The following is a 19,322-nucleotide window of genomic DNA, read 5'->3' on the forward strand; positions in this document are numbered from 1 at the left end:
ACATAACTATTTTAGCATATAACATAAAAAAAAGACTACCATTCCGGTAGTGCTTAATACCCTTTATTTTTTAATCGGTAAAACAATCTTGTGATTTTTTTATATTGCGTCACATCTGTCTGTTTTAAACCATTCTCAATGTCTGTAAGCTCCACCGCTAAAATTTCGCTCGCGTAATTTTGCTGAAACAGAATATCCAACAATAAATTTTCTTCTTCTCTTGTTAAAACAAATTCCTTTTCCATATGCTCCTCTCCTTGCACTCGCATCATCACTCTCATTATATAAATTTTTCAGTCTATTTAACAGATGTAATATTCAGTTTTCGTTAGAAACACTTAACGACTGCGAATATATAGACATCATTTCACATTATTTTGTATATCTGTTTGCGTAACTAAATGCCGCATAAGCATCTGGTTTAATTTTTGCTGTTAATCCCATTGCTTGAATTTTCATCGTCATATCTAAAATAAATTCTTTTGTTAAACCATCATTCCCGATATCTAAATGAATTTCCATTATGAATCCTGCTCCATCTTGAGCGTATGGGTGCAATAAATCCCATATCGCTTGTATATGATTGGGAGTAAATAGATAGGCGATTTCTTGACTAAACTGTGTTTCTAAATATATTTTCTCTCGCAACGTTGCTGGCTTATTTTTCACTGATTTATGATGCAAACATCCCCATGCTCCTTTTCCAACACGATGAATATGTATCGCTGTAATAAACCTCGTATCCTTTTGATGCGCTTGTGAGTCTGTCCCAATAGATAATCGATATAAATTTCGCGGATCCTTTTCAATGAAACTACAAATACGGTTAAATACCATATCAAAATTCAAATGTCTCTCTGAAACATTATAAAATGTATGCTCACCGTCCACATAGTCACGTCCTTTCAATTAGACAGACTTTTCGTATTCTCATTGTATGGGACAAAAACAAAAATTATAACTTACTACCCTTTATTCGTTTCAATATTTTGAATTACATAATTACAAAACCTACATGTATATATTACATTTTGATTAGACTGGGCGGTTAATACGTGATTAATTTCAGCATGACTGTGACAATTAGGACAAATAACAATCGGTAAGCGTTCCATCCTTTGCACCTCCTATTAATATTTACTATCATTGTAGGAAAAATAAAAAATTCCTATACATATACATTTGTAAAAACTCTTTTATTTAATCGCGACTTAAATTACAACTTCTACTACCTATATAGCCCATTAATTAATATAACTAAAAAAGGTACCGCCATTTGGCAGTACCTTTTTTATATGTATCAAGAAATGATATCGTAAATTTCAATTGCAACCATATCGATGTTATCGAATTGATACACTTGAGGTTTTTCACCTTGTTGATACACTTCTAACTCATACATTTCACTTTTATCGAAAAATTTCACGCTACATTTGCGCTCACCGTTCACTTCAAAATAGCGTTGTGCTACTTCACCGCTTTCAGCTTGTTCTTGTAGACTAACAAGTCGAGTTAAAATTCCTTGGAGTAGAGACATGAAATCTCTCCTTTCTCTGATCTTCCTACCAATAGGTTTTACAGCTATACTCATTCTATCCGTCATAACAGAAAAAACGTTCCACAATCTAGGATAAAGGTTCTTGGCCAGAAACTCAACTAAAATTTGTCGAAATAAGAAGTAAAAAGATGAAAGATCATCTTTTTACTTCTTTATTGCGCTTTTTATACTGGCAGAATATAATAAACAACAGAAAAAGGGAGGAATTACAATGAAAAAAATTGAGGTTTATACACAACCTGATTGTCCGCCTTGTACCATTGTAAAAGAATTTTTAAAACATAATAACGTTGTATATGAAGAATTTGACATAAAAAAAGACGCTGCTGCACGCAATCGTCTTTTATATGACTATGAATCCTATTCAACTCCAACAGTTGTAATTGACGAAGAAGTTGTGGCAGGTTTTCAAATTGAAAAATTACAACAGCTACTCGGTATAGAATAGGAATAGGCGACACCTATTCCTATTCTCATAATTGTTGTAACCTTTTTATTTCAGTCAATAGTTCCTGACTTTCATGATACCCTGCTAATTTCCATTTTCCATTATCCTTTTGCAATGTCACAATTTGATATTGTCCACTCTTTGTCCGCTCATAGACATATAAATTTTTATGTTCTTCATCATAAGACATTTTTGTTTCTGAATTAAAAGAAAACGGAGCTTCTTTTGCTGGAAGTAAATATTCACCACTTTGTTTTTCATTTCTACTGTTTTCATCTGTAAAAACTTGAAGGAAATTATTTGTAAAATATGGTGATAACGTCTCTATCATCTTATTCATAGGTATTTGCTTCCCGCGGATTGAAAATTGCGTCTCATAACCTTTTTGTATCGTTGTAAACACTTCTTTCCGATCCACTTTCACTTCTTCTTTTCCTAAAACAGTTGTGACACTATAGCCAACTAGAAAGGCAACACATATAAATAGAACAAACCATATTCCATATTTCTTCATTTTTTCACCTTCCTTTTAAAAGAGCTTGTCTTTGTAGTATTCATTGTAACAATGATTATGCAAAGAAAGGGATGATTTCGTTCGTAAAATCTTTACAACGATAGACAGCATTTTCATCATCATGTTCACTATTACCAATTTATGATAAAAACAAACAAAAAAATACACGAATCTCTTCGTGCATTAAAATAAAACATCTTCTTCATATAAATATTCGTACGATAAATCTATAAATAAAAAGTTTTCATCATCAATCGGGAATGAAAATGTTCGTACCATTTCACCAGTTTCGATATCAGCATATAAATCTGAAAGTCTTGCCTTATTCTCAAAACGCATTTTCATTATATTTTCTAGAAAATACGGGCGCCAGCTCCAGTTCTTCATATAATACTCTGGCATAATGATCCATCCACCATCTTTTTTCATAATATTACCCGATTGTTGAAAACCATCTTCATTACAAATAAATATCCGAAAACTATATTGTGATATGCTTTGGCTAAATTGTAATAACCAATCATTTATATCTTCATTCTTTTTTTGTTTTGACAGAACATCACCAATTCGATCACGTAACATCTCTGTTAAATTATAAATTTTTTGCAACTTCTTCTTCTCATGCAGAATAAATTGATGACATTCATTACCAAGTCGCTCTTTTAAAACATTCGTTTCAATAAAATCAGGTAAACATTCTTTCAAATAATTACCTTGATAATATCTACCACCGTTTTTCCAAGCATATTGTAGTTGATAAAAAGCATCAATTTCTTCATATAACAATGTCGCACCAATTCTTCTAGCAAGTAAAGATAAGGAATATAAAATATCTTGATAAGATTGTAAAAGTGCAGTTTGCCTTAAATTTATTAAATCTACTTTTAAAATATCCGGTGCTAACACGCTAATACGCTCTAAATTACTTGTACCCGTTCCGACTTTATTAATCGAAATTTGAATACCATATGTACGATAATACATGAGTAAATGATTAAATTGTTCTATATCTTCTTTACATTCATGTTCTGTTATTTCCAGAACAATGCGTTGTAAGTTCAAACCTTGTTCTTCATACATCAGCAAAAGTTGAAGTAAACTTTCATCTTCATCATTCATTAATACATTAGCATTCCGATGTATAAATAATAATAATTTTTGATCCGTTTCTAAATACCTATTTAACGCTTTTTCTACGATGATGTTATCCGCTTCAAGTTGGAACTCACTCGGAATAGAATCATCATGGAAGAAAGATGCTAAACTTTGTATGCCCTCTTCTGTTTGAATACGTCCTACAACTTCATATCCAATTACTGTATGCTCATCAGCACTAAAAATAGCTTGATAATAAGGAAGGACTTTATCCAAGTTACTCATTACATCTAATGCATCTATCAACGTGCTTCCCTCCCTTTACTTTTCAAAAATTATAACACGATATTTACGGAAAAATAATAAAAAATCCCTTCAGTTTTCCTGAAGGGATTAGAGGGGTAAAATGCTAAGGGGAATTAGCAATTCTACTATGAAGAAAAAAGAGGTCTTAAATATAACGTATATATCCCCTCTTGTAAACACATTTCTTTTAAGTGTCACAATTTCGTCATATTTTACCACAAAGAAATGAATAAATCATTCGTTTTTTCATCCCTTTTAAAATGGATATTGGTGCAAATGCTGGCCACCATCCATTGTCATACAAGTTCCATTTATGTATGCAGCTTCATCTGAACATAAATAATAAGCTAGACCCGCAATTTCTTCTGGTGTACCCATTCTACCAAGTGGAACACTTTGCAATGTACGCTTAGCCATCTCTTCTGAAATCCATAATTTATCGGCACCACCTGTACGTTCAATTGGTCCTGGTGCGATAGCGTTAACTCGTATTCCATATTTACGTCCCCACTCAACAGCAAGAGTTTTTGTCATCGCTAATACACCAGCTTTAGCTGCTGCCGAATGGATAACCCCTGGGCCTGCATCCCATGCATATGTTGCCACCATGTTAATAATATTTCCTTTTACACCTTTTTCAATCCAATATTTCCCAATAGCCTGACTACAATAAAATGTACCATTTAATACAATATTAATTACCGAATTCCAGCCATTCACAGATAAGTCCTCTGCTGGACAAATAAAGTTTCCAGCTGCATTATTTATTAAAATATCAATTCGTCCAAACTTCTCATCAATATGTTCAATCATTTTTTGAATATCATCAGTATTTCGTACATCCATTTGTACAGATAATACTTGCCCTGGAAACTGTTCAATTTCTAACTTTGCTTCTTCTAGCTTTTCTTTTGTACGCCCTGTAATAACAACACGTGCCCCTTCTTTCGCAAAACGTATCGCCATCCCTTTTCCCATTCCACTTGATCCACCTGTTATAATAACTACCTTCTCTTTCACATACATCCCCTCCAAAAAATGAATACACATTCATTTTATCACTTTATTTGATAGAAATCTTTATATTTTTCAATTTTTCTGATATTTTAACGTAAAGAGGTTTCTTTTCGTTCATTTTTTTCGTAATCTATACTACTTTTTTAGTATTTAAAATATATTTTAAAAAAACTGAAGGGAGGTTCGAATAACCTGTATATGAAGAAAATTACAAGAAGAAATTTTTTAAAATCTGGAATGCGCACTTGTCTATATTCATTTATAACCGCAAGTATCGGCTATTATTATGCTAAATATATAGAGCCCTATTTGCTTTCTTTTACGCAACACACACTTAAATCACCGCTCATACCAAAAGGTTTTCATGGTATGAAGATCCTTCAATTTAGCGATTTACATCTAGGATACTATTTCTCTCTCCAACATTTATCTCAAATCGTTTCCAAGATTAATGCTGAAAAGCCAGATATTGTCCTTTTTACTGGTGATCTCATTGATGATTACCAAACATATACCGAGGCTTCTTTTGTTGCATCCATTTTAAAGAATATACAGGCACCCTTCGGTAAATTTTCTATTTATGGTAACCACGACCATGGCGGATATGGAACTGAATACTATGATCACATCATGCGCGAATCTGGATTTGAACTTTTGCAAAATAGCGAAAAGCGAATTCGTTTACTGGATAATAGTGAAATTTCTATTTTCGGACTCGATGATATGCTACTGGGTAAACCAAAAATAGCGGAAACTTTACAACATGCAAAACAAAATATTTATACAATTGTTCTCGTTCACGAACCAGATATCGCGCCACAAATCGCTACATATCCAATCAATCTTCAACTTTCTGGTCATAGCCATGGGGGACAAGTACAAATTCCTTTTTTAGGTGCTATTATTACCCCGTCGCTTGCAAAAGAATATATTGAAGGTTTCTATAACATTCAAGGTTTGACTCTCTATGTCAATCGAGGTATTGGAAGAACACGTGTCCCATTCCGCTTTATGTCAAAACCTGAAATTACACTCTTCATCCTACAACATTCGTAACAATCCGCCTATTTCCTTACATATCCTTCCTTGTACTCGCTCATCCACGCTTGGTCCACCATATGATAAAAATGAGTCCAGTAAAGGAGGTTTGTTCATGTATTCATATTATCAACCGATCCCAGTTCGTTCAGCACCTTTTGGCCCAGCAGGCGACTCACGCTTCTTTCCATTTTTCGGTGTTCCATTTCTAGCTGGAATTGCTGGCGGACTGCTAGGCGGAGCATTAGCTTTCGGGCCTAGACCGTTTTATCCGCCTTATCCACCGCCTTTCCCACCACCAGCACCTTTTCCTTGTTACGGAGGGCCTTGTCAACAACCATACTATTATTAATTTAAACCAACCATTCTTCTAATGTTTTTCTCTCAACGAACCGACTCATCACACGCCTATAATAAAAACTATTCTCTCTACTCATCCTTCCATTTTGAGAATATATGAGTAGAGAAAAAAAGTAAAAACCTCTTAAATTCAATAAGAGGTTTTTACTTTTTTCACACTATTCAGCGTCTGTATTTTGATACGCCATCTTAAATAAATTCACTTGGCTATCAATTTCTTCTATACTACTATTAATTATATAATAATAGTCACCATCTTTATTTTGTTCACGTGTTTTCACATTATCAGCTAAAACCAGCTGTAAAATTGCCTTTATTCTCGCTTTCATTTCAATATCTAAAATTGGGAAGGATATTTCTACTCGTTTTTCCATATTCCGCGTCATCAAATCAGCTGAAGATAAATATATTTTTTCATCTCCATTATGATGGAAATAATAAATACGACTATGTTCTAAATATCTTCCAACAACACTAACTACACGAATATTTTCACTTACATTCGGAATCCCAGGTCTTAAACAACATGTCCCTCTAACGATGAGCTCTACCCTTACCCCAGCTTGTGATGCTTCATACATTTTTTTTATTAACGGTTTATCTGTTAACGAATTCATTTTAGCGATAATATATCCATTTCCATATTGTCTATGATAACGGATTTCCTCATCTATTAACTCCATAAACTGCTCTCTTATATCAAACGGGGCAACAGATAAATGATGAAAATGCGGTTTTTTTGTATAACCACTCAAATAATTAAAGAAATTTGTTGCATCTACACCAAAGTCTTTTCGCGATGTAATATATCCAAAATCGGTATACAACTTCGCTGTTGCATCATTATAATTTCCAGTTCCAAGATGTACAAACCTTTCAATTTTTCCGTTTCTTCTTCTTACAACTAACGTAATTTTACTATGCGTTTTCAAGTGACTTACTCCGTAAATAACGTGACATCCGGCCTGTTCCAATTCTTTAGCCCAATGAACATTATTCTCTTCATCAAACCTTGCCTTTAACTCAACCAATACCGTCACTTGTTTTCCTTTTTCAGCTGCTACCTTCAGCGCCTGAATTATTGGAGAATCTCCACTTACACGATATAATGTTTGTTTGATCGCAAGTACATTCGAGTCATCTGCCGCATCACGGACAAAATCAACGACTGGCTGAAACGACTCAAAGGGATGGTGTAATAAAATATCATGTTCTATCGCTTTTTCAAATACATCTTCCTCATCACCTAAATCTTGAGGAGGTTGAGGAATAAGAGCCGGATATACTAGATGTTCATATAAAGGCGCTAATTTTTTATATAAGGAGAATAAACATGTTAAATCTAACGGTCCATCCATCATGTACACATCTTCATCTTTTACTTCTAACACATCATACAATAACGCTAACACTCTTTCATCAATGTGTTCTTTACCAACTTCTAAACGAACGGCAGCTCCCCACTTACGCTTTTTCAATTCTTTTTCAATTACTTTTAATAAATCGCGTGCACCTTCTTCATGGATCGTTAAATCCGCATTACGTGTAATACGGAAACGAGTAACAGGTGATACGTTATATCCTGTGAATAGTTTATGAGTAAAACCACTAATTACATCTTCTAATAAAATAAATTTATGTTTTTGCCCTTCACTCGGTAAAAATATGAAACGCTCCAGTAATGAAGGCACTTGTACAATTCCTAACTTCGTACGATTTTCTTCCTCAGCCTGTTGCTCATCATATAAAATAGTAGCTAAATTCAAACTTTTATTTAATAACATTGGAAATGGACGATACGCATCAATAGATACAGGGGTTAAAACCGGAAATATTTGTTCATCAAAATACTCCTCGATAAATTCCCTTTGCTCTTTCGTCAAATCATGGAATGTTAAACGCTCAATCCCCTCTAGTTCAAGCGCTGGCAATACATAATTTTTAAACGTTTCATACTGCACAGTCATTAACTCGTGAGATTTTATCGCAATCTTATTTAACTGTTTCTTTGGTGTTAAACCTGCTTTATTTTCTGGCTGATTAAATCCCGCACTTACTTGATCTTTCAAACCTGCTACGCGCACCATAAAAAATTCATCTAAATTCGAACTAAAAATACTAATAAACTTTAGTCTTTCTAATAGTGGATTATTTTCATCTTGCGCTTCTTGTAGTACACGTTCATTAAATGCTAGCCAGCTTAATTCACGATTATTATAATACGCTGTATCATTTAAATTTACTAAATTCCCCTTTAGCAATTCCATTCTCTTCACACTTCCCTTTGAAACTTTTTCACTATAATTTAGTTACTTTCATTTTATCAAATTACAATATTCCAAAGTGTTAATTTTCTGTAAAGACATCCGTACAACTTAACGTTTTGATTCAAATGATAAGTGAATATTTGTTTTCAATACTCTTTCTAGCTGCTTTTTTTGTTTTTCAGCTTGTACTTTTTCTGCTAATGCCGATTGCTCACATAAAATTCTAAACGTTAATCCTTCTTTATTTTCTGTTATGGATATCGTATCAACAAGCGATCTTTGTCTTACATTTAAAGCAGCTGAAAATTGTAAAACAGCGCCTAATAGGCGGATTTTTTTTTGTTCGCTTTTATCAAACCAACCTTCAAATGGAGATAAATGTTGTTTAAATAGCATTTTTGATTTATAAGATGCAATAAGCGCTAACCTCACTCGATCTTTATGCATCATGCCGTCAATTGTTTTATTTGCCAATAAATAAAACGTGTGTAAACGACTCGCTTCTTCGTCTATATATTTTCCAATATTAAATACTTTCGCTGCTTGATGGAATGCTTCCCAGTCTTTTATTGAAACAGAAATCAGTCCCATTTCTTCGAGTTGTTTACAAATCAATCTTCCATGTTTAATAAGTTGAATGACAAATTCCATATCCATTTCATATTCGTGTGATAACAAATGTAAGCTTTCTTCAACTACATTCGGATAATATGAAATCCCTAAATCTTTCGTCAACTCTTCATAGAAAACACCTTCTCTTAATCCTTTTTTGCTTAATACAAATGCCGTTGCTTCTATAATATTTACAAGCTTATGAAATACTTCAACCGCTGGAATAATTGTATCAGCTCGATCTTTTGCCAATCCTTCCATTTTCTGAAGTTCGATAAACGATTGTTTTTCCAATGCACCTTTTACATTTTCAATATCTTCTTCTTTCATTTTGTATAAATGTACTCCCGCTATAGGATAGTTTGTTAAATTTTGGTGGATTTTCGCTAAGTTTCTCGCACTACCACCAATTGCAATAAGAGGCAATTTCTTATCAATTAACCATGGTAACGTTCGAAATTGACACTCTAAATACTCTCGAATTTCCTCTAATTCATCTTTAGTAGGAATATCACCTTTAATAAATAGATGTTTTAAAGAAAGCGCACCAAAAGGAAAACTATGGTACTCTAAAATCTCTCTATTTTTAATATATGTAACTTCCGTACTTCCGCCACCAATATCTACTGTTATTCCTTCCGAAAACGAAGTAGAATTCATAACTGCTAAATAGCCGTAACGTGCTTCCTCATATTCTGATAATACTCTAAGAGTAAAGTCTGTTTGTCCTTCAACAAGTTTTTTAATCTCCTCTTGATTCTCAGCCTGTCTAATTGTTGCCGTTGCAACACAAAGTACATGATGCAACTGATGGAATTTTGTACTTTCTTGAAATTGAAATAATGTTTGTAACAATACTTCTTTACCTTCTTCATTCAAAACACCATCGATTAAATAATTTCTTAACCGAGCAACCACTTTCGTATTTTCAATTTCTTTATAAAAACCTCCATTTTGCTTTTCATAAATAACTAAACGCATTGTATTAGATCCAATATCTATAATGGCATATTGTAATTTTAATATTTCTTTCAAACTTCTCACTCTTTCATTATCAAATTTCTGAAACATATTCTATCACTATTATACAAAATAGTTGTTTTTTGTAACAATATTGCTTTAATATTGAAAATATATACAATTACTTTTTGCATATAATAAAAACCCATTTTATTTATGCTATAATAAGGAAAAATTGAAAGGAGATTCAATATGAAACCTTCACAACCCCAATCTCAATTACATAATCAACATTCTATTAATAGACTAGCTCAATCTATTTTCGTTGTGAATCGTCATGCTAAAGCTGCAACTAACCCTAAGTACTTATATTGGTTAAAAAAGACTGCTTTAGAACGCTTAATTACTGAAAAAAAGGCTATCAAAGAAGGATTACATTTTTCTAGAAATCCACGTTTTAGTCAACAACAATCCGATGTTCTTATACGTTTAGGTGATTATTTTTTCCATATCCCTCCTACGAAAGATGATTTTCGCACCCTACCGCATCTTGGTCACCTTGAATCCTCCTATCGAAATCCGAAAACAACCTTATCTTTAACAATAGCCAAAAAAACACTTCAAGATTATATTGGTCCTGAAGCATTAAAACAAGAAAAAAAATTAAGCGAAGCAGTTCCATGGTATAGCCGTACCTATACAAAAAAATAAAACAGTTTGGCCCATATTAGGCCAAACTGTTTTATTTTTTATCTTCCTTAATTTTAATATTCGCTTGTTTATAGAATGCAACTTTTTCTGTATTATATGATTTCGTATATTCATTAAACTTATCTTTTTCTGTCTCAATATCTTTATATGCTTGGTTTACTAACTTTACTTTCTCGCTAATATCTTTTAATTTTGTACCTTTATCTTGTAGCATTGTATATAATTCTTTTTCTTGCTTTAAAGATTTATTATAGCTATCGTACATCTTTTGGAATGAATCATGTCGTTTCTCATAAGTACTCTTTACTTTATCAGCCTGTTCTTTTAATTTATTATCTTCAATTTTCTTCACATGCTTATCAGCTGACTTCACTTCTTCTTGCGCTTTATTTAACGCCTCTTTTTCTTTAATAAGAACTTTTTCTCGCTCAGCTGTATTTTTCACCGCTTGATCAAGCTTATCCTTAACAGCCTGATTATTATCTTTTCCTTCTTGGACAATTTGATTATATAATACTTGCCCCTCTTTCTCTAATGACTCTAATTTTTTCGCATCTTCAAACATTGTTTTTTCTTGCTTGGCAGCATTTTCAAATGCAACATATAGCTCCTCTTCTGGTTTTGGGCCGAAACAACCAGCTAGTAAAGTCATTGATAATGCAGTTACAATTGCTAATTTATTATATTTCAACATCTTTTCCTCCTATTAATAAACGACCATCGTGCCAAAAATCCCATGAAAAACATGTAACTTCTTTATCTATTTCACGCTCGCATCTTTTTTACGAAGATCATCAATAATTATTTATACTGCTTGTACAATTTTCGCACTTGAAATTATGTAATGTCTTAAAACATAAAGGTATTTACCTTAATCTTACCTACTGCAAGAAACACTATAATGTTTCACCTGATAAAAGATGATCGTTGACCTCTCACGTCTATCATTCCCTTTCTCACTTTCTATCAAATAACCTCTTTGTCCATTTTACATAGTGCAAAGGGGACCTCGCAACTCTTACAAAGATTCTTTTAATTTCTTAAAAAGGAAAAGTGTAGAGCATGTTTTCCTCTACACTTTTAAACTGAAAACATTGTGCAAAATGCATTGACACATCCACACACAATTATATGCTGATTTCATATATTTTTAAAGACTTTTGTTACAAAAAAAAGTTTTCTTGTAACAAAAGACAAAAAAATGTTACAAAAAATCTTTATATCATACTTCTTTAAATCAAAGTTTCATTCATGACTTTGCAAGTTTCTATAATTATACAATTGATTTTGTGCCTTTCTAAACAAATCTTCAAAAGTTTTCCCTTCTATAGGATAACTTGCAGCCCCAAATAATAGTGTGACACTTAATAAATCATTCGCTATTTCATTTTGAATATTTTTGATTAATCTACTTGTTATTGTTGACTTTTCATAGCCATTATCAACAGCTACGATAACATATTTATTTTCATCCCACCTCGTAACTACATCGCCTTTTCGAACTGTCTTTACAATTGTACGTTCTACTCTTTGGACTAGCTCATCTAACTTTTTTTCTTGCACTGTGTCTTTTAATACATCCCATTCTTTTACGGAAAGAATATACACTGTAATATTACGAGAATCTCTTTCTGATAAAGCAGCTACTTTTCCAAAAAAATCAACGACAAAATCGTTATTCGTCATTCCTCCTACTTCAATATTTACACGCGTATTCGTTCTTTTATCGTACCAATGTCCAAAATAATAGCTTAGTATCATTTGCAATATATAAATAATAAAGACGGTTAAAAATGATCTCGAATCTAGCTTAGCAATTACATCCTGAAGTGCAATCCATTCTGTAACCGCAACTGTGTTCCCAAGTAATAATCCACTAATTTTCCCTTTATGTTTCATACTCTCCCCCTTTTATACCAATATATGTTTCTATAACAATAATGTTTTTCTATAAAATAAAAAATGTACATATTTAATGTACATTTCTACTTAAGCTTGTATACCTTTTCTATTTTATTTCATATATATATTATATATCGTTTTTAGGAAGGAGTGACCTATATGCCTCAAAAAGAAAATCTATTAGATATTATGCGCTTACTAGCTGGCTTTTTGTTATCATTAAAATTACTATTTAACTCTTTCGGAATAAACTTCATTACAAACGATCAAATTGACGCTATAGTAAATGTTATTTCATTTCTATTCATTCTATATTTTGGATACAAAAATAACTATATTGGAAAAAAGGGAGTGGAACAAAAGAAATTACTCAAGAAGCACAATCTTCATTAAAGAAGGAACCTTTCGCACAGGTTCCTTCTTATCATTTTCTGACAACCACTTCATTTGTTTGTAGCGGTCCATATGATACACCTTTATATTGAAATGTATATGTAGCCTGAAATAATGAATTGGGAGGAGCTTTATCTTTATTTGCTTTTATTTGACAAATTAATTCTACCTTTTCATTCGGTGATAAATTATCGATTCGCCACCTTACAAGCTGAAATAAAAACTCACTTATTCCCTTATCTGCTTTTAAAGAGTTTGGGATATACGCGAAATAATCACGAATCATATGACTTACAACTACTCGCGAAATCATTTCAACGCCTTTATTTTCAACTTCAAGTCGAATAATTAGTATGTCATTAACATCATAGATCATCTCATACGAAAATTTTTCTTTATACATACTACGGATTTGCAATGTGACTGCTACATCGGATGCTTCCGTGTCCTTTTTAGAACCATCAATCCACAAAACCGGCTGTAACGGTATAGAATACCTTCCTTGATCCGAAATTCGTTTCCATATTTTCATAATATATTCACCTCATTCCAGATATATCATCTATACAACTGTATTCTGCCTCTCGATGCAATAAACTACACTTAGAAAAAATATTTAGCTTGTTACAAACCATATCAAATTTTTCTTTTCCTTTTATCCTATTCGACAATATAAAGAAAAAACCATTTTTAATAGGTTGACACAGGTTATACTTTATTAAATATTTTTTTACAATTTCCTTCCTTGACTACATAACAAAATAAATTCTTACTCTCTTTTGGTCAATATAATAAAGTGAAACTTTAATCAGTGGGGGGTTTGTCCATCCCCCACTGATTATTAGCTTTTACCAATCGGGCTTTAACGGGCAGTTAAAGCTCGATAAAATAATTTGGCGGTAGAAAACATTTGCCTTTTAGTCAAATTTGACTATAATATAATTTATGATTTCCATCCTTTATATCATGTCAGTGCAATTTTTTATTAAATGAAGAGGAACGATACAAACTGTACATAAAGTTTTTTTATGCATTGCACTAAAAAACTTAAGTTAGTTTAATTTTTATTAAAGGAGGGCTACTTTTGGAAGCACAACTATCAAAAAACGATTCAAGTAAAACAAAATTTGTTGTTGCTGGTTTACTACTTGGTATTCTAATGGCAGCAATGGATAACACAATCGTCGCAACTGCGATGGCAACGATTGTCGGAGACTTAGGAGGGTTCGACAAATTCGTTTGGGTCACATCCGCCTACATGGTAGCAACAATGGCCGGAATGCCTATTTTCGGTAAGCTGTCTGATATGTACGGACGGAAACGCTTTTTTATTGGCGGATTAATTCTCTTCTTATTTGGTTCTGCACTTTGCGGGACAGCATCAAGTATTGAACAACTAAGTATTTATAGAGCCATTCAAGGAATTGGTGGCGGCGCTCTTATGCCTATCGCATTTACAATTATGTATGATATATTCCCGCCTGAAAAACGAGGAAAAATGACCGGACTATTTGGTGCTGTTTTCGGGACATCTAGTGTTTTCGGACCTTTATTAGGTGCCTACATTACAGATTATATAAGTTGGCACTGGGTCTTCTATATTAATATTCCGTTAGGACTTATTTCCTTCTTCTTCATTACTAAATACTATAGCGAGTCTCTAGAATATCGAAAACAAAAAATTGACTGGGCTGGTGCTATTACGCTTGTCATTAGTATCGTTTGCTTAATGTTTGCTTTAGAACTTGGTGGTAAAGAATATGCATGGGACTCTAATGTGATTATTGGTTTATTTTCAACTGTTGTTATTCTGCTTATTATTTTCTTCTTCGTAGAAAGAAACGCAACCGAGCCTATTATTTCTTTCCATTTATTTAAAAAACCTTTATTTGCAGCTAGCCAAGGTGTTGCCTTTTTCTATGGCGCAGCTTTTATCATCTGTACAGTTTATATTCCAATCTTCGTTCAAGGTGTTCTCGGTGGTTCAGCCTCAAATGCTGGATTAATTTTGACACCTATGATGGTAGGATCTGTAATCGGAAGTCAAACTGGTGGACAATTAGCTTCACGAACAAGTTATCGTAACATCATGACAGTATCTGGAGTTTTCTTCGTTCTTGGTATTTATTTACTAAGTACTTTAACTATGGAAACACCTCGTACACTCGTAACAATGTTTATGGTGCTTGCTGGACTTGGAGTTGGATTCTCCTTCTCAGTTTTAAGTATGGCATCTATCCACAAACTAGAAATGAGAGATCGCGGTTCTGCTACATCCACGAACTCATTCTTCCGTTCACTTGGAATGACCCTTGGCGTCACGATTTTCGGTACGATTCAAAATCATGTTTTCACTGATAAATTAAAAGCAGTCTTCCCTCCTGAACTAGAAAAAATGGCTCCTAAAGGTGGAGACACAAGCTTTTTATTATCACCAAATGCTACTGAAAAGCTACCTCCTGAAGTACTGAGCGGAATTAAAGAGGCTCTTGCAACATCTATTGCTAATACATTTTTCTGGGCACTTATCCCAGCTACGCTAAGTATAATTTGTATTTTACTTATGGGAAATGAACGTCTTTTAACAGGACCAAAAACAAAGCAAAAACAAAAACAAAAACAAGTAAGCTAATATAGAAAAACGAAACGGTATATCCCTTTATGAAAGAGGATATACCGTTTATAATATATATAAAGTTTCTATATACAGGAGTTGAGACAGCATGAGCATGAAGTTAGTCATTCTCGGCTTGTTACTCGAAGGAGATAAACATCCCTATGAAGTGCAGCACATAATGAAAGAAAGACAAATGGATTGTTATATTAAATATGCCAAGGGATCGCTATACTACGCCTTCGAGCAATTAGAAAAACAAGGTGCGATTAGCATTACCAATATTGTTAGAGATACGAATAGACCAGATAAAACAATCTTCCATATAACAGAGGAAGGAAAAGCCCTTTTCCACACCTTATTATTAAAACAATTTGAAGCGAAAAACCAAATATATAAACCTATTTATTCAGCGCTCTCTTTCGCTCACTTTAGCGACGAACAAGCTCTAGTTCCTATTTTGAAAAAAAAGAGAGATGATACAATGCTCTATTTACATACAATGCAAACGATATACGATCATAATAAACAACTAGTTCCTCGTGCTCAACTATATATTCTACAAAGCGTCATTGAGCATATTAATGTTGAATTACGCTGGCTAAACACGCTCTTACAAGATGCAACTGCAGGTCGTCTTTCAGAAATAGGTGTAGATAATGATTAAGTTTTTCTAAAAGAGGTGCCTCCTCTTTTAGAAAAACTTAACACTATAATTATTCCTCGCAACTCAAAACACCCTCATTTTAATAATAAATAAACATTAAAAAAACTTAATTTTCCGAATAAAAAGAAATAAAAAACTTTAGAATTTTCTTATTTTAAAACAGTGGACAAAATTCCGAAAATTGTGTTAGAATTTGTTTCAATATCATATCGCTTGTTAAATTCCTTTCAAAAGGAAAATAGGTACACGAATATTTCACTTCGTGTTTAAAAGGGAAGTTTGGTGCAACACCAACACGGTCCCGCCACTGTAAATGCTGAGATTTCTTTTTTGTGCCACTGTGAAAACGGGAAGGTGAAAGAAATTATATGAAGCATAAGTCAGGATACCTGCCTATTTTAACAACACTGATAGACTCACGGATGATGATGAGGTGTTAAGAACAAAAAGGAAGGCTTATTTTTCTATGCCTTTATGCTTTTTGTTATAGGTATTTCCGAGTAAACGGAAATGCTTACTTTCAATTAGGGAGGAATTTAAAATGGCAATTCAAACAAGTAACTTAGGTTATCCACGTATCGGACTACAACGAGAGTGGAAAAAAACATTGGAAGCTTTTTGGTCCAATAAAATTGATGAAGAACAATTTTTAACGACAATGAAAGAAATTCGCCTTCAACACGTCAAAGTACAGCAAGAAAAGGGAATTGAATTAATTCCAGTTGGCGATTTTACATATTATGACCACGTTCTGGATACGGCCTACATGTTAGGATTCATCCCGTCACGTTTTTCAGAGTTTACCTCTTACCTTGATGTATATTTTGCAATGGCACGCGGCTCTAAAGATCACGTTGCTTCTGAAATGACAAAATGGTTTAACACAAACTATCATTACATTGTTCCTGAATATGAAGAAGGATTACAAATCTCTTTAAAAGACAATCGTCCTCTTCGTTTATATGAAGAAGCGAAAAAAGAGTTAGGCGTTGATGGAAAACCAGTTATTTTAGGCCCTTATACATTCCTAAAACTGGCAAAAGGTTATAACGAAGAGCAATTTGCCACTATTTTAAAAGAGCTAGTTGCACCTTATGTACAATTATTCTCTGAATTACACGCAGCTGGAGCACAAATTATTCAAGTTGACGAACCAATCTTCGCATCTTTAACAAAAGATGAAATTAATCAAGCGAAAGAACTTTACGAAGCTATTCATAAAGAGGTTCCAAATGCGAATCTTCTTCTACAAACATATTTTGATAGTGTAGAAGAGAACTATGAAGAAATTATTGCATTCCCTGTTTCTGGTATTGGATTAGACTTTGTTCATGGCAAAGAAGGTAATGTAAATGCTATTTCAAAATATGGATTCCCAGCTGATAAAATTTTAGCTATCGGTTGTATAGATGGCCGTAACATTTGGAGAGCTGATCTTGATGATGTACTTTCTTTATTTACAACATTACAAAATCAAATCACAGCAAAAGGTTTAATTGTTCAACCTTCTTGTAGCTTATTGCATACTCCAATTGATAAAACGGAAGAAACGCACTTAACAAGTGAATTATTTGATGCACTTGCATTTGCTAATCAAAAATTAGAAGAACTAGTCCTTATCCATTCTGCTCTTACTAAAGGTGTAGAAAGCATCAGTAGCGATTTAACAACATATCGTAATGCACATCATGCAATCCGCTCATCAGCTGCACGTAATCGTGAAGATGTAAAAGTGGCACGTACATCACTTAAAGAAGATGATTTCTCACGTCCTCTTCCATTTGAAAAACGATATGAACTACAGCAAGTAGCTTTACAATTACCGTTGTTACCAACAACAACTATTGGTAGCTTCCCGCAAACATCTGAAGTTCGTCAAACACGTAAACAGTGGCGTAACGGCGATATTACAAATGAACAATATAATCAATTCATTGAAAAAGAAACTGCAAAGTGGATTCGTTACCAAGAAGATATTGGTCTTGATGTACTAGTACATGGTGAATTCGAAAGAACTGACATGGTGGAATATTTTGGAGAAAGACTTGCTGGTTTCTCCTTTACTAAAAACGGATGGGTACAATCATACGGTTCTCGTTGCGTAAAACCACCTGTTATTTATGGTGATGTTGCCTTTATAAGTGGAATGACTATTAAAGAAACTGTATATGCACAAAGCTTAACAGAGAAAGTAGTAAAAGGTATGCTAACTGGACCTGTCACTATTTTAAATTGGTCATTCGTTCGAAATGATATTTCAAGAAAAGAAGTATCATATCAAATTGCATTAGCACTTCGTCATGAAATTGAATTACTTGAATCTTCCGGAATTAGAGTAATCCAAGTCGATGAACCTGCACTTCGTGAAGGTATGCCGTTAAAAGAAAAAGATTGGGATGCATACATTACATGGGCAGTTCAATCATTCCTTTTAGCAACATCTTCTGTAGAAAATGAAACACAAATTCATACTCATATGTGTTATAGTAACTTCGAAGATATTGTAGATGCAATTCGAGCGTTAGACGCAGATGTTATTTCTATCGAAACATCAAGAAGTCATGGAGAATTTATTAATACATTAAAGCATACAACATATGAAAAAGGAATTGGTCTAGGGGTATATGATATTCATAGCCCACGTGTCCCAAGTAAAGATGAAATGTTCACAATCGTAGAACAATCTTTACAAGTATGTGACCCTAAATATTTCTGGATTAATCCAGACTGTGGTTTAAAAACACGAAGAACTGAGGAAGTTATACCTGCTTTAGAGCACATGGTTCAGGCAGCAAAAGACGCTCGTTCTCTCCTAAAAACAAACGCATAATAAAAAAACGTGTTATCCTTTTGAAGGATA

The 19,322-nt window shown here is 33.3% G+C and carries 20 protein-coding genes and 1 riboswitch; of the genes, 8 read left to right on the forward strand and 12 right to left on the reverse strand.

The annotated features are described in order from the left end of the window. Positions 1-53 precede the first annotated feature (53 nt). The 4 genes from abbA to QCI77_RS20305 all read right to left on the reverse strand — a co-directional run bounded on the left by abbA (position 54) and on the right by QCI77_RS20305 (position 1,537). On the reverse strand, positions 54-245 hold the full coding sequence (gene abbA, locus QCI77_RS20290; RefSeq protein ID WP_002145987.1) for an antirepressor AbbA: 192 nt from the start codon (positions 243-245) through the stop codon (positions 54-56). 127 nt (positions 246-372) lie between these two features. After that, the gene (locus QCI77_RS20295; RefSeq protein ID WP_002033829.1) at positions 373-891 is read right to left on the reverse strand and encodes a ribonuclease H-like YkuK family protein; all 519 of its coding nucleotides are present in this window, start codon (positions 889-891) and stop codon (positions 373-375) included. Between the two features lie 74 nt (positions 892-965). Then, positions 966-1,115: a hypothetical protein gene (locus QCI77_RS20300; protein ID WP_113769782.1), complete on the reverse strand. Its 150-nt coding sequence runs from the start codon at positions 1,113-1,115 to the stop codon at positions 966-968. Between the two features lie 185 nt (positions 1,116-1,300). Next, positions 1,301-1,537: a YkuJ family protein gene (locus QCI77_RS20305; RefSeq protein WP_000055151.1), complete on the reverse strand. Its 237-nt coding sequence runs from the start codon at positions 1,535-1,537 to the stop codon at positions 1,301-1,303. 232 nt (positions 1,538-1,769) lie between these two features. Between QCI77_RS20305 and QCI77_RS20310 the strand changes: the two genes are divergently transcribed. Beyond that, on the forward strand, positions 1,770-2,006 hold the full coding sequence (locus tag QCI77_RS20310) for a glutaredoxin domain-containing protein (RefSeq protein ID WP_002014835.1): 237 nt from the start codon (positions 1,770-1,772) through the stop codon (positions 2,004-2,006). 25 nt (positions 2,007-2,031) lie between these two features. On the opposite strand, the gene QCI77_RS20315 is transcribed toward QCI77_RS20310, so the two are convergent. The 3 genes from QCI77_RS20315 to fadH all read right to left on the reverse strand — a co-directional run bounded on the left by QCI77_RS20315 (position 2,032) and on the right by fadH (position 4,941). After that, complete coding sequence (locus tag QCI77_RS20315; RefSeq protein ID WP_002014834.1) at positions 2,032-2,520, reverse strand: DUF3993 domain-containing protein; 489 nt, start codon at positions 2,518-2,520, stop codon at positions 2,032-2,034. A 183-nt stretch (positions 2,521-2,703) separates the two neighbouring features. Then, entirely contained in the window at positions 2,704-3,921 is a 1,218-nt protein-coding gene (locus QCI77_RS20320; protein WP_002014833.1) for an EAL domain-containing protein, read from the reverse strand. Between the two features lie 255 nt (positions 3,922-4,176). Further along, positions 4,177-4,941 carry a 2,4-dienoyl-CoA reductase gene (gene fadH, locus QCI77_RS20325; RefSeq protein ID WP_002165138.1) on the reverse strand — a complete coding sequence of 255 codons (765 nt, stop codon included), beginning with the start codon at positions 4,939-4,941 and terminating at the stop codon, positions 4,177-4,179. Positions 4,942-5,136: 195 nt separating this feature from the next. Between fadH and QCI77_RS20330 the strand changes: the two genes are divergently transcribed. Next, positions 5,137-5,994 carry a metallophosphoesterase gene (locus QCI77_RS20330; RefSeq protein WP_061689316.1) on the forward strand — a complete coding sequence of 286 codons (858 nt, stop codon included), beginning with the start codon at positions 5,137-5,139 and terminating at the stop codon, positions 5,992-5,994. A gap of 97 nt (positions 5,995-6,091) precedes the next feature. After that, positions 6,092-6,328, forward strand: coding sequence for a hypothetical protein (locus QCI77_RS20335; RefSeq protein ID WP_002033824.1), 237 nt, complete (start codon positions 6,092-6,094; stop codon positions 6,326-6,328). A 166-nt stretch (positions 6,329-6,494) separates the two neighbouring features. Here the strand turns inward: QCI77_RS20335 and QCI77_RS20340 are convergent, their stop codons facing one another. Both QCI77_RS20340 and QCI77_RS20345 read right to left on the reverse strand, forming a co-directional pair. Continuing rightward, positions 6,495-8,603 (reverse strand): polyphosphate kinase, encoded by a 2,109-nt coding sequence (locus QCI77_RS20340; RefSeq protein ID WP_002014829.1) that lies wholly within the window; start codon positions 8,601-8,603, stop codon positions 6,495-6,497. 108 nt (positions 8,604-8,711) lie between these two features. Further along, positions 8,712-10,286, reverse strand: coding sequence for a Ppx/GppA family phosphatase (locus tag QCI77_RS20345; protein ID WP_044442827.1), 1,575 nt, complete (start codon positions 10,284-10,286; stop codon positions 8,712-8,714). A gap of 141 nt (positions 10,287-10,427) precedes the next feature. Here QCI77_RS20345 and QCI77_RS20350 point away from each other — a divergent pair, with 141 nt between their 5' ends. Then, positions 10,428-10,886 (forward strand): YkyB family protein, encoded by a 459-nt coding sequence (locus tag QCI77_RS20350; RefSeq protein WP_002066920.1) that lies wholly within the window; start codon positions 10,428-10,430, stop codon positions 10,884-10,886. A 31-nt stretch (positions 10,887-10,917) separates the two neighbouring features. On the opposite strand, the gene QCI77_RS20355 is transcribed toward QCI77_RS20350, so the two are convergent. Both QCI77_RS20355 and QCI77_RS20360 read right to left on the reverse strand, forming a co-directional pair. Continuing rightward, a complete protein-coding gene (locus QCI77_RS20355; protein WP_215551767.1) occupies positions 10,918-11,580 on the reverse strand; it encodes a YkyA family protein in 663 nt (220 codons plus the stop codon). 551 nt (positions 11,581-12,131) lie between these two features. Further along, complete coding sequence (locus tag QCI77_RS20360; RefSeq protein WP_002033822.1) at positions 12,132-12,785, reverse strand: diguanylate cyclase domain-containing protein; 654 nt, start codon at positions 12,783-12,785, stop codon at positions 12,132-12,134. 162 nt (positions 12,786-12,947) lie between these two features. Between QCI77_RS20360 and QCI77_RS20365 the strand changes: the two genes are divergently transcribed. Next, a complete protein-coding gene (locus QCI77_RS20365; protein WP_002014824.1) occupies positions 12,948-13,181 on the forward strand; it encodes a phage holin in 234 nt (77 codons plus the stop codon). Between the two features lie 31 nt (positions 13,182-13,212). Here QCI77_RS20365 and QCI77_RS20370 read toward each other — a convergent pair whose 3' ends face one another. Next, a complete protein-coding gene (locus tag QCI77_RS20370) occupies positions 13,213-13,713 on the reverse strand; it encodes a hypothetical protein (RefSeq protein ID WP_002033821.1) in 501 nt (166 codons plus the stop codon). Positions 13,714-14,265: 552 nt separating this feature from the next. Between QCI77_RS20370 and QCI77_RS20375 the strand changes: the two genes are divergently transcribed. The 3 genes from QCI77_RS20375 (at position 14,266) to metE (ending at position 19,292) form a co-directional block, all read left to right on the forward strand. Beyond that, complete coding sequence (locus QCI77_RS20375; RefSeq protein ID WP_016100693.1) at positions 14,266-15,813, forward strand: MDR family MFS transporter; 1,548 nt, start codon at positions 14,266-14,268, stop codon at positions 15,811-15,813. A 91-nt stretch (positions 15,814-15,904) separates the two neighbouring features. Continuing rightward, positions 15,905-16,462 carry a PadR family transcriptional regulator gene (locus QCI77_RS20380; RefSeq protein ID WP_002128898.1) on the forward strand — a complete coding sequence of 186 codons (558 nt, stop codon included), beginning with the start codon at positions 15,905-15,907 and terminating at the stop codon, positions 16,460-16,462. Positions 16,463-16,685: 223 nt separating this feature from the next. Beyond that, a riboswitch (cobalamin riboswitch) is annotated at positions 16,686-16,873 on the forward strand. A gap of 130 nt (positions 16,874-17,003) precedes the next feature. After that, positions 17,004-19,292 carry a 5-methyltetrahydropteroyltriglutamate--homocysteine S-methyltransferase gene (gene metE / locus QCI77_RS20385; protein ID WP_002014819.1) on the forward strand — a complete coding sequence of 763 codons (2,289 nt, stop codon included), beginning with the start codon at positions 17,004-17,006 and terminating at the stop codon, positions 19,290-19,292. The last annotated feature ends 30 nt before the right edge of the window (positions 19,293-19,322 follow it).

Source organism: Bacillus cereus group sp. MG9 (assembly GCF_040459995.1).
Taxonomy (GTDB): Bacteria; Bacillota; Bacilli; order Bacillales; family Bacillaceae_G; genus Bacillus_A; species Bacillus_A mycoides.